The 12,340-nt window shown below is 41.3% G+C and carries 9 protein-coding genes and 1 pseudogene; 6 read left to right on the top strand and 4 right to left on the bottom strand.

The genetic code is table 11. From position 1 onward, the window contains the following. The 3 genes and pseudogenes from RMY00_RS13960 to RMY00_RS13950 all read right to left on the bottom strand — a co-directional run. A pseudogene (locus RMY00_RS13960) lies at nucleotides 1-805 on the bottom strand (WD40 repeat domain-containing protein); the annotation flags it as partial. Continuing rightward, entirely contained in the window at nucleotides 789-1,790 is a 1,002-nt protein-coding gene (locus tag RMY00_RS13955) for a transcriptional regulator (RefSeq protein ID WP_322648098.1), read from the bottom strand. The gene RMY00_RS13955 and the pseudogene RMY00_RS13960, both read right to left, overlap by 17 nt. Before the next feature lie 207 nt (nucleotides 1,791-1,997). Continuing rightward, nucleotides 1,998-2,384 (bottom strand): hypothetical protein, encoded by a 387-nt coding sequence (locus tag RMY00_RS13950; protein WP_322648097.1) that lies wholly within the window; start codon nucleotides 2,382-2,384, stop codon nucleotides 1,998-2,000. A 679-nt stretch (nucleotides 2,385-3,063) separates the two neighbouring features. Between RMY00_RS13950 and RMY00_RS13945 the strand changes: the two genes are divergently transcribed. From RMY00_RS13945 to RMY00_RS13920, 6 genes are all read left to right on the top strand, one after another. Next, on the top strand, nucleotides 3,064-3,789 hold the full coding sequence (locus RMY00_RS13945) for a GDSL-type esterase/lipase family protein (protein ID WP_322648096.1): 726 nt from the start codon (nucleotides 3,064-3,066) through the stop codon (nucleotides 3,787-3,789). 125 nt (nucleotides 3,790-3,914) lie between these two features. Next, the gene (locus RMY00_RS13940; protein WP_322648095.1) at nucleotides 3,915-4,349 is read left to right on the top strand and encodes a hypothetical protein; all 435 of its coding nucleotides are present in this window, start codon (nucleotides 3,915-3,917) and stop codon (nucleotides 4,347-4,349) included. Nucleotides 4,350-4,848: 499 nt separating this feature from the next. After that, entirely contained in the window at nucleotides 4,849-6,138 is a 1,290-nt protein-coding gene (locus RMY00_RS13935; RefSeq protein ID WP_322648094.1) for a cation:proton antiporter, read from the top strand. Between the two features lie 337 nt (nucleotides 6,139-6,475). After that, nucleotides 6,476-8,683 carry a cation:proton antiporter gene (locus tag RMY00_RS13930; RefSeq protein ID WP_322648093.1) on the top strand — a complete coding sequence of 736 codons (2,208 nt, stop codon included), beginning with the start codon at nucleotides 6,476-6,478 and terminating at the stop codon, nucleotides 8,681-8,683. Nucleotides 8,684-8,688: 5 nt separating this feature from the next. Then, nucleotides 8,689-9,171: a hypothetical protein gene (locus tag RMY00_RS13925; protein ID WP_322648092.1), complete on the top strand. Its 483-nt coding sequence runs from the start codon at nucleotides 8,689-8,691 to the stop codon at nucleotides 9,169-9,171. Nucleotides 9,172-9,274: 103 nt separating this feature from the next. Then, the gene (locus RMY00_RS13920; protein ID WP_322648091.1) at nucleotides 9,275-10,114 is read left to right on the top strand and encodes an AMIN domain-containing protein; all 840 of its coding nucleotides are present in this window, start codon (nucleotides 9,275-9,277) and stop codon (nucleotides 10,112-10,114) included. Nucleotides 10,115-10,183: 69 nt separating this feature from the next. Here RMY00_RS13920 and RMY00_RS13915 read toward each other — a convergent pair whose 3' ends face one another. After that, nucleotides 10,184-12,103 (bottom strand): transketolase C-terminal domain-containing protein, encoded by a 1,920-nt coding sequence (locus RMY00_RS13915; protein WP_322648090.1) that lies wholly within the window; start codon nucleotides 12,101-12,103, stop codon nucleotides 10,184-10,186. Between the last annotated feature and the right edge of the window lie 237 nt (nucleotides 12,104-12,340).

The following is a 12,340-nucleotide window of genomic DNA, read 5'->3' as shown; positions in this document are numbered from 1 at the left end:
TGGAGTCAGAGGAAGCAGAAATCACCTGTTGCCCATTGGGGGTGACGGCGACGGCATTTACATAGTAACTATGACCATTGAGGGTGAATAGTTCCTCCCCTGTTGCCAGATTCCAGACTTTCAGGGTGGAGTCAGAGGAAGCAGAAATCACCTGTTGCCCATTGGGGGTGACGGCGACGGCATTTACATAGGAACTATGACCATTGAGGGTGAATAGTTCCTCACCTGTTGCCAGATTCCAGACTTTCAGGGTGTTGTCATTGGAGGCAGAAATCACCTGTTGCCCATTGGGGGTGACGGCGACGGCTTTTACCCAGGAACTATGACCATTGAGGGTGCGGAGTAAGCGTCCTCCTGGTGGCGTTAAGCTTGGGGTCAAGGGACACAGCCAAGGGGTAGTTTTCTCTTGCTTGATTTGTGCCAATAATGCCTGAATCTTTTCTGGCATTTGCTGATTTAGTAACCTTCCGTGCAATTGACTCGCTAATTGTTGCTTATCTGTTACTAAAACATGGGCTGACAGTCTTAATGCCCCTTGAATCAATTTGAGACTTTTGACTTTTTCAGAGTTATATTCTGGGTAATTTAATGTCTCTTCACCATCAATCAAATCATAATCGTCAATTAGTGACTGCACCCCCAACTCAGGATAGTTAATCTTGTCAGTGATGAATTTAAAATCAGTCAGAGTTGCATAATACTTCTCTAAATTTTCTGAATTGACCAGATTATAAGGATATCTATCTAGACGAGCTTTCTGGGAATAGGATTTTTTTGCTTTTGATTTTTTATGAGTCTCCATCATCTTCCTCATTCTCCCGTTCCCAGTAATCTACAATACGTTGATTCACTTCTTTAAGTAGCTTACGCTTTTTTGTATCCAGAACTGGTTTAGATTTGAGAAAGTCTAGAAAACTAGCATGGTATATGCTGTAACAATTGTCTCCTTCTATTGTCTGCTCCTTCAAATACTCAACCCATTCATCTAAAACTAGTTGCACATCATATTCATCCTGTTTGGCAACAGCTGCCATCATCTCACAAGGAATTGGTGTACCAATCTCCACTAAAATAAACAGAATCAAGACCTTTACTTCCTGGGGCTTTTCATCCATTCCCATACGTCTCCAATGAACTTGATAATAGTCCTGAAGACCATCGGGTAATTGTGTTAAATTTAGGTCTTTATAGTTACCTTTAGCAATTCCTGGCAAAACATAGCGCAGGTACATGAAATTATTTTCACTCTTAGTTGCTACCTGCTCAACAAAATCATTCTCATCAATTTTGTGGTCTTGAATCCATTGTCTAAGTCCCTTCTTATAGTCTTCATCGACATTCAAAAATAACCCAATATACTTTTTGATATCTTCACGGCTCAAATTAACATAGTCATTTGCCCTTAAATCTAGCTCCTCCATCGGGACATCTGGTGCAGACAAGCGTTTTTTATCTATACTATATGGTCGTCTAGTCAGCAGAAAATAGACACGTTCTGGTAGCGCCGTTGGTAAATATAAAAGATTTCCCCCAGCTTCTTGCTCGACTTCATCCAAAGCATCAACTACAATTACCAGACGTTCACTAACAGGAATTTTCTTACTAACCTGTTCTAGTAAATCAGCTAAATTAGCCTTCTCGACATTCTGCAACTGGTAACGCTTAGTTAATTGCTGGCGAATACTTTCAAGAAATAGCTCCGCTCGATTGCTATTAGTTTGGCGAATATTAAAATAGCATGGTGATTTATTGTCCCAGACGTATTTAGCAGCAATAGTACTCTTTCCCATCCCTGCATCACCTACAACTGTAAAATAACCACTGCGATTTTTGTCGCAAAATTGTTTAAATGCTTCAAAAACAAACTTACGACCGCAAAACGAACGGATTTTTTCTTCAATTATGGCTTGAAATTCTGTTGGATACTCGTCTAAGTTCCATTCAGGGAAAGGTTCAAACTCATCCGATTTACTTATTTTGGCAACCTTAATAAATATTTACCCAAACTCCTTTAACTCCGATCGCAGTTCAATTTTCATCAATCGGATATCATATTCTGATTCTGAATCCTTCCCCTGCAAAAAATTTTCTACTTCTTTGTAAAAACCCAAAGGATCGTTTGAAGTATAAGCACTCCAAAAAGCATTTTTAATTTCTCTTTCTCGAAAAAGATTCAGCAGTACTTCCGGCTTACCAACACCATACTCAATTAAAGAATAAACATAAACACCATCAACATCTTTAGGCGGTTGTACTGGGTCAAAATTGAATTGTTTTAAAGTTCTAATTACAGTTTCATTGCGTTGAGCTTGATAAATAACTAGAGAAGCCGCAGGTTTAGCAATACTTTTAAGTACATTAACTACAGAGTGAATATTCATCATTGCTAGCAATAGAAATAATTTTTACACTTGTAACTTATCTTAACGACAGATGCCAAAATTAAGCAAATATACACATATAATAGCGATACCTTTAATAAGCTGCACTAACGCACCCTCTCAAACTCTTCCTCCGCGCCCGGTTATTGAGCGAAGTCGAAATACTGCGCCTCTGCGCTTCAATTCTCACACTCATTGCCAAAGCACGTAGACGTAGCCTTTGTAGACATTACCTAGCTATTTCGAGTTCCAAAGCTCAACTTTGACCTTCTGAGGCTCAACTTTGACCTTCTGAGGCTCAACTTTGACCTTCTAAGGCTCGACGTTGACCTTCTGAGGCTCAACTTTGACCTTCTGAGGCTCAACTTTGACCTTCTGAGGCTCAACTTTGACCTTCTGAAGCTCAACTTTGACCTTCTGAAGCTCGACGTTGACCTTTTGAGGCTCAACTTTGACCTTCTGAAGCTCAACTTTCACCCTCAAAGGCTCGACGTTGACCTTCTGAGGCTCAACTTTGACCTTCTGAAGCTCGACGTTGACCTTTTGAGGCTCAACTGCGGCAATATTAACTTTGCAACCATATCAATAAGTAGAAACCTTATATATGCTTGGACACTAAAGATAGCCATCTATGGTATAGAAATGTATAGAATCTTGTAAAGATATAAAATATAGTTCTTAAATGCACACATTTCTAGCTTCTTCCTCAATGCAGCTGTCTGTACCACCAAATCACTTTCAGCCCATGAAGATTGTCGCACTGGGGGATAGCTTAATTTATGGATTCGGCGACCCAGAAAAAGGAGGTTGGATTGAGCAACTACGGCGATGGTGGATGTTGCCAGATAGTGCGGGTCATGTTCTTTATAATTTAGGGGTAAGAGGCGATCGCACGCAACAAGTAGCCCAAAGGTTAGAAGTTGAGTTCCGCCACCGGGGTGAACTGCGAAATCGTGTCCCCGACTTGATTATTTTATCAGTAGGTGTGAATGACTCAGCGCGGTTAGCGCGTCCCGATGGTCGAAGTTACACAGATTTTGCATTGTTTGAAAAGGAAATTGCAACTCTTTTAGATTTAGCACAGCAACTATGTCCTGTGTTATTTGTGGGCATGGTGCCAGTGGATGAAGCCAAGATGCCATTCTTAGATTGTTTTTACTATAATCATGCCGACCAGTACCGTTACAAAGAAGCAACTCGAATTGCTTGTACTAAACGACAGATTCCCTATTTAGATATTTTTGAGCAATGGATGGAACGTGGTGAAAATTGGCGGCTTAAACGCTTGAGTGAAGATGGTCTTCATCCCAATACACTAGGTTATCAAGCTTTGCTAGAAGATGTAATCAATTGGGATGCTATAGCAAATTACCATTCTAAATTTGATTACCAGCTTAAATCATCGTAATTAGATAAATATCTTGATGCTTTGGGCTAACCTAATATTCTCGTATCTCCCACCCTTGCAAAAAGCACTACAATAGTGCTGAATTTTTAAATCCATCTTTTCCCTATTTTTTACTCAGTATTCCTATGACACCAACTTTATTTGGTCGTTGGCAAACTCGATTATTATTACTTGCAACGGTGGGCGTACTTGTATCTTTGCCCTTTGTAATGGGTTGGATTGGTTCTAATGCTAGCTCTGTTTATTTTTGGATACTTGGTTATGTCGCCGTGTTTGGCTTAGGTTGGGATGTACTTTATAACTATCTCCAAAAATCCCGATGGGACAGGGATTGGCCCGCAGTTTATCAACTCTTAGCTGGTATATGGGAATTAATATTTGTGTTCTGTGGAGTAAAACTATTTGGCTTTTTACCAATCCCTTTACCTAAAGAAGAGCTACCTTTATCAGTTTTTTTATTGCACTATACCGTCGTATGGCTAGCAGTTTTTATTAGTTCACAAAGCCTGATGCGAATTATCTTTCCTCGTTGGCGTTTCCGGGGTGGTGAGTGGTTTTAATATCTTGTCCCCAAATAAACTTATACCGTTTCTTTGTGAAGCTGCGCCAAATCTCTTAATTTCTTATTTCTTCTTGGCGTACTTGGCGCTCTTGGCGGTTCGTTCTTCATTTCTTGCATCATAAGCGCATCTTTATACAGAATTGGTATTAACCCCCTAACCCTCTTCCCGAAGGGGGAAAAATTCAAATAAGTGTATTGATTTATGGTCTAGACACAAGTCTTTTGAGGTGTTACGCCAATACATCGGTTTGTAAAAATTAATTTACAGATGGCGGTTTCGGTTTGGATGCAATATGTTGTATTGACGTACAGTTGTATGCATTTTTACGAACAATAGAGCAGTTCTAGCAACTGCTCTATCTCATCAAATTAAAAATAGCTATCTTATGTTTCCAAAATTGGTACTTGTACTGATGTAGTTATCTATGAGAAACACAGGACAAGCTTTGCAGTTTGGGGAGATTGTTCAATGCAGAGACGCAAATTAAGGAAGTACAATGTCAAATTTTGATCTGGTTATTAAGCTATTTCTACAACTCACAGTTATTTTAGCCACTTGTCGCATTGTCACAATTTTAGGACGCCGTTATCTTGGTCAAACTGATGTTGTCTGCGAAATGATTGCAGGTGTAATGTTAGGGCCATCTCTTTTGGGATTGATTGCACCAGGTTTTCAGCAATGGCTGTTTCCTAAGCTTCCCATCATCACTGCTGTAGGACTCAAGATACCCAACCCATCGATGTCTATTTTATATGCTATTAGCCAGATTGGGTTAGTAATTTATATGTTTTTAATTGGTTTAGAGTTTAACACCAAATTATTAAAACATCATATTAAAAGTGCAAGTTTGCTATCTGCTGCCGGGATTATCACTCCCTTTATTTTAGGAGCGATCGCATCTTTTTGGTTTTACCATAATGGCGATTTTTTTCAACCAAAAGTAACGCCTTGGTCAGGCGCTTTGTATCTTGGTGCGTCGATGACAATTACGGCTTTTCCGATGTTAGCTCGCATTCTTTACGAGCGCGGTCTTGCACAAACCCGCTTCGGTACTTTGGCTTTAGGTGCAGCATCGGTAGATGACGCAGTTGCTTGGTGTTTGCTAGCGATCGTGCTTGCTAGCGTGAAAAATTCTCTCAGCATCGCCATATTAGCAATTGGTGGTGGCATTTGCTATGTGCTATTTGCAATTTTTCTTGGTCAACCTCTACTAAGAGCGTTCACACACATGACAAAACGCGATGCAGGTGTGAACAAACAAACCCTAACTTTGATGTTGATAATTTTGATGTTTTGTGCATGGTTTACTGATCTCACAGGTATCTATGCAATATTCGGTGCTTTTGTGCTAGGAGCAGTGACACCACGCCAAGAATTCGCCCAACAAATTCGCCAATATACGGAGTTTTTAACTACTTCTTTTTTGCTCCCAATCTTTTTTGTCTTCTCTGGATTGAACACTCAAATTGGATTGGTAAACACACCGACTTTGTGGGGAATTACACTTTTAATTATTGCGATCGCAATTCTCGGCAAAGGTGTTGCTTGTATGTTGGCTGCAAAATTGGCAGGAGAAAATTGGCGTGAATCTGCAACTATCGGCGCTCTAATGAATGCTCGTGGTTTGATGGAGTTAATCATTCTTAATATTGGTCTAGAGCAAGGTATAATTACCCCAACTTTATTCACTATCATGGTTATTATGGCAGTCATTACTACACTCATGGCATCACCACTGATTGCCTTTCTCTTGCAAGGTACAAGCTATGAAAAATATTCCGCTTAAGCAAATTTAAATATTAGATTAATTATCTTGTAATTGAGAAAAATTCTGTGCTTTGACTCTGGTTATAATCGCTAAGTAGTTTGTAGTAGCGTTTTAGCAGCACTACAAACTTACTGCCTATTAACTAATTTTCTTGCTATCGTTAATTCGGATGTTCTTAGAAATGTAACTTCTAAAATCATCAAAATTAATGTTTCATGGCTATAACTGCATTGTAACAATAATTGACATTACAACAAAGCACAAATTAATCTTAGCTGTATCTAACAAGCTTGACATTTTCCAGTCTTTTAAAGAATTATCTTAGGGAAACCAGATAGTTAATTTTGAGGAAACCATGCATATAGTTATTCTCGTTCTGGTTGAAGTGCTGATTATTATCGGCCTTTCACGGCTCGTAGGGCTAGGATTCCGTTCTATTAAGCAACCACTCGTAATTGGTGAGATTGTTGCCGGGATTATGCTTGGCCCATCTTTATTTGGTTTAGTTGCTCCTGATATAGCAGTTTCCTTGTTTCCACCAGAAACTATTCCTTTTCTAAATGTTTTGTCTCAGGTGGGACTAATATTTTTCATGTTTCTAATTGGGCTAGAACTAAATCCCAAATATCTCAGTGGACAATTAGAAGTAGCTGTTTTAACTTCTCATGTCAGCATTTTAGTGCCGTTTTCTTTAGGAACATTGCTGGCGGTACTACTTTATCCCTTAGTTTCCGATGCAAGTGTATCCTTCACTGCCTTCGCCTTATTTTTAGGGGCGGCGATGTCGATTACAGCCTTTCCAGTATTGGCGCGAATCATTACTGAAAACAATTTACAAGGAACACGTTTAGGAACGTTGGCGTTAACTTGTGCAGCAGTGGATGATGTGACAGCTTGGTGTCTTTTGGCAGTAGCGATCGCAGTTGCTAGAACTGGTGACTTTGCTGGTGCAATACCCACAATCATCGCCAGCATAGTTTACATCGCTTTGATGTTGACGGCGGGACGTTGGTTTCTCCAACGCCTTGCTAAACACTACCTTCGTGCGGGACGACTCAGCCAACTATTGCTAGCTGGGATTTATATGGCAGTGGTTGCGTCGGCATTAATCACCGAACTAATTGGTATTCATTTAATTTTTGGGGCATTTTTACTGGGAGCAGCCATGCCCAAAAATGAAGATTTAGTGCGGGAATTAGCAGTAAAAACCGAAGATTTTGTTTTGATATTCTTGCTGCCCATATTTTTTGCCTACAGTGGCTTAAAAACACAGATTGGTTTGCTCAACCGTCCCGAATTGTGGCTTTTGTGTGCGTTAGTTTTAGCAGTAGCGATCGCAGGCAAATATGTTGGTACTTATGTAGCGGCCCGTGTCAGTGGCATTAGTAAACGGGAAGCCTCAGCACTCGGTTGGTTAATGAACACTCGCGGTTTAACCGAACTGATAGTACTAAATATTGGTCTAGAGTTAAAGGTAATTTCCCCCTTAATATTTACCATGCTGGTAATTATGGCATTGGTAACTACATTCATGACCTCGCCACTGCTGGAATGGACATATCCGAAAAAGCTGATCAAGTTAGATGTCGTGGAACCAGAGGCAGAACCACAAACAGGTATAGATACCTCTACTGGAAGTGAAACTTTCCCTCATCCTTTCCGAATCTTGGTGCCAGTGGCTAATCCAAGTACCCAAAAAGGTTTGGTACAGTTGGCAGTAGCGTTGGCACAGCCCGCCGTAGGCATCGCTCTCAATTACCGATATCCTGCCATTGTTAACCCTCTGAGCCTGATTGAATTTCAAGAAGATTATGCTTTTGAAAGTACCCCAGTTGAAGCAGATCGATTAATCTCCCAGCGCCGCCAGCAGCTACAAGAATTGATTAATACTCTCGAACCCCCAGAAACTCGTTCTTGTGTGCATCCAATCGTTCGCATATCTAGCAATGTTGCCCGCGAAACAGCACAGATTGCCACATTAGAACAAGCTGATTTAATTCTCGTGGGCTGGCATCGCCCAGCTTTTAGTAGTAATCGTTTAGGTGGAAGAGTCGGACAAATGCTTACCACTGCCCCGGTGGATGTAGCAGTGTTTGTAGATAAAGGCAAAGAGCAATTAGAAAGTTTATTGGTACCTTATTCAGCCAATATCCATGATGATTTAGCACTAATCCTAGCTTTGAGACTGCTAATCAATCGTAATTGTATGTTGCAGATATTACAGATAGTCGCAAATCATGCCAAGGAAGAATCGAGTTATGAACTGCACACGATGATGGAACAATTGCCCACCAGTGTACGCGATCGCATTGAAATCAAAATTATCGAAGCCCCAGAACCAATCCAAGCCGTCATTCAAGCCTCAGAAGGTGTAGACCTAACTATTGCTGGCACCAGCCGCGCTTGGGGTATTGAGCGCCAAACCTTAGGAAGATATACAGATCAACTAGCTATCCAATGTCGTTCTTCCCTGCTGATTACCCGCCGTTACAGCCAAGTCACCGCTCACCTTGCCTCTATGCTTCCTGAAGTTAGTAGTCAAGAGCCAACATTGAGGAGTTGAGATTCATGAATAATTTCAACTTCAAATCTTTAACTTTTTACGGAGTGGCAATAATTTTAGTACTACTGTTGTTTAAAACTGTCAGTGCTTACGGAGAAACAAATCTTAAAGCTCCTCCTGCAATTAGCGGTCGGTATCATTTAACCTTGTCAGAGAATTTGCCTAACTGTGAAAAATCGGATACTCTAACGTTAAACATTCAGCAATCGGGTATTTACTTAAATGCCTCTGTATTACCGGCAAACGCTAACGCCGATACTGACGAAAAGCACTCTCTGGCAGGCATCTTCCGAAATCAACAGTTAAATTTATCTGGGAAAGTTGGTAAATCAATCCTTTGTAATATTCCTCGCCCCCAAAATGATCCTTTGAACTCAGTCACAATTCAAATGCAACTTGTGGATAAAAGTAATATGACAGGTCAATTAACCGTAAATGGTATTCCACAACCTCTGAAATTTACTGCTGTGCCCCAAAAAGCTAATTGAATTGGGAGTGAAAACGCGATTCGTCGCCTTTGTAGAGACGCGATTCATCGCGTCTACGGGATTGTGAGCGCATTATATGGGTTTTATGGAGCAGATAAAAAGAATGGATCAGGGACTAAAGACTAGGCAATTGTGTCAATGGCGCAAGCAGCTATTTAACATCAGTCTATTAGGCTTTTGTGCAGCGATCGCGCTTGAAACTTGCACTACTGCTGCTACACCAGTAGCAAAGCTAGATAATTGGCGTTTTTCCCCCAAGACACAGCAACTCGAAATCACCCTCTCAGCAGGCACAACCCCTCGTTATTTCTATTTAGTCCAACCGTCTCGGCTTGTTGTAGATTTACCAAATACTAAGTTGGGCAAAGTTACCACACAACAAAATTATTCTGGAGCAATTAAAAGCATTCGCGTTTCTCAACTAAATGCAAATGACACACGCATTGTCCTAGATTTAGCACCAGGGACTGTTTTAAATCCCAAACAGATACAACTGCAACCGGTTTCTCGAAAAAACTCCACTCGCTGGGTATTACGTCCGGTTATTTCTAGTAAAACTACTGCCGTAAAACCACGGAATTCCCCATCTTCGCCCAAGAAACAACCTCAAACAGCCAAAAAGCCATCTAGTAACCTACCTGTAACCACTACTAATCTACAAGCACCTTTACTCACAGCTCCGCCTATATCAAATAACCTACCCTCAACAATTACTAATAACTCAGGGCAGCCTTTTGTAACCGTACCTCCCTTAAATCCCAATACATCCTCTCCACAACCTGCTTTGATTCTTCCCCCTCCTTCTTTCCCAAATCAACCCAGTAACTTGAATAGCATTCCTCCTTTAGGTATGTCAGAATTTCCAGTTCCAACAATCCCTAATCTTCCCAATCCCCAGGTAATCGAATTTGGTCAACCTTTACCCAAAATCCAATTCAAATAGGGTATGAGGCATGGAAAATCAAACCAATGCCCCATACCCTAATTTGGATATTTGTCCAATTAGCAACTATTAGCTTTCTCCAACTAACTCCTTCACCTTGTTGATGATGCCGACTGGATCGATACCTTGATATGGGTACTGTTCCCACAAACCGCCGCAACCTTCTTTATGAGTTCCAAGATGGGCATATTTGGGAGTCAACCCCCGCTCTAGTAGCCAGGAACCGAAACGACTACCTAAGCCAGTGCGACGGTTGAAGGGTTCTACTACAAGGACAAAAGGAGCGTTACCAACTTTGGTAATTATTTCTTCATCAATAGTGTTTAAAGTTGGTTTGTTAATTAAACCAACGTCCAGTCCTTCTTGTTTCAGACGCTCTATAGCATCAACGGCACGGTAGAGAGCATCGCCAAAACTGATGATGTAGCCTTGCGTCCCTTCTCGTATAACCTCATCTTTACCAGGAACAAATTTGTAACCACTTCCAAAGAAGTCATTGCCGTTGCTGTCCTGAATATTAGGCACTTTGGAACGGGTGGAGAAAATAAACCGCAGTCCAGGCTCAAAAAACACAGCTTCTACACAAGCTGTCATTTGATTATTATCTGCCGGGAAATATAACTGTGTTGGATAGCCATCATCCAAGCCATTATCGGCAAACATATTATTTATACCAAAGTGGCAGCTGTTATCTGCCATGTCATCTATACCCGCATGGGAAAAATGACACAGAACATTGGAATAGTTTAGCCGTGCCATTGTGATTTCTGAGATACACATTTCTAAGAAGGCGCTGAAGGTCGCAAAAATACCTTGCTTGCCCTCGTCCATCCCGAATCCGGCCATCGCAGAAAAGTTGCTCCGTTCCATAATGCCGGAGGAAATAAATATTTCTGGGTATGTTTCATGAATTATCTTCAAACCGCAGGAGCCTTCTAGATCGCTATCAATGACCTTAACTTTTTCTTTACGCTCCGTCTCACTCATGCGACTGAGGACACCCACCACGGCTTCACCAAACACACCACGGTTAGCGCCCCATTTGTCACCAGAACCCAGAAACGTATATGTTTGTTTGGGTTTCTCGATACTTTTAAGGTATTCGAGCGCCGCAGTTTGTCCACGAGATTCTAGATACTTAACTGCTAAATCTACAGAAATGACATCATGACCATGAATGGAACCTTCTAAGCCTTCAATACCAGGGCACATCGGGCGTTTATTAATCAGAGCGATCGCTCCAGGAGTATTCACAGCTTCGCTCAGGCGACGGTATAAATCGTCTAAGTCTTCCCCGTCTCCCTGAAGTACTTTCAACCCGTGACCTTCTAAAGTTTTGGCGACACTAAAACCAGGTAAATATTTAGAAGGATGTCCAGCGATCGTTACATCATTGTCATCAATAATTAGTTTGACATTCAGATGTTGAGCAACAGCCAAACGAGCAGCTTCAGCATCGTTGCCTTCTTGCTGCGATCCATCAGAACCGAGACAGAAAACAACCTTGCCTGGATTTGCTATTGCCACACCATTGATGTAAGGCCAAATATGGCCCAAACGCCCAGAACTAAATTTCACACCAGGAGTTAGTTTCAGTTCGGGGTGTCCCGGTAAATTGGAATGTGCTTGCCGATAACGTAAAAGTTGCTCGGCAGGTAAATCACCATGCAACGTTGCCATCAGATATTGGGTGGCGACTCTATGTCCTGCCTCATCAAAGAAAATCGGTACAAATTGCTCCGATGCTCCCCGGAAAAAGGCATCGAGAATCATCACCTCCGGGACTGTATCATAAGGCCCACCAGTATGACCACCCACTCCGCTAGCAGCACCAGTCGCTGTAAAAAAGACGATCGCATCTCGGCAGAGTTGAATATTCGCTTTTAGAGTTTCTCGCTCTTCAGTTGTAAGGCTAGAATTTGCGGGATTGAGCGCTAAAGGTTTGTAAGCACCGAGATCAATTGGAAATTGGGTATTCATAATAGTCATGGTTTATTGATTGAATAAAAAGCAATTTGAACAGACGGGACTAGAACTTACGCAATAGCTCTGTGAAACTCTTATTTCTTTGTGTTCTACCCTGCGGGAAGCCGCTTTGCGTCTATGCGTACTTTGCGGTTCGTTTTTTCATTATTTTGCGTAAGTCCTGGGGACGCGCGATCGCACTAAAAAAATTGTTAAAACCTCCAGTGAGCAACAATTATCCTTAAAACCACTGTGGAACCG

This window comes from Nostoc sp. ChiVER01 (genome assembly GCF_034531155.1).
In the GTDB taxonomy this organism is placed as follows: Bacteria; Cyanobacteriota; Cyanobacteriia; order Cyanobacteriales; family Nostocaceae; genus Nostoc.
This window is presented reverse-complemented; position numbering and strand designations above follow the sequence as displayed.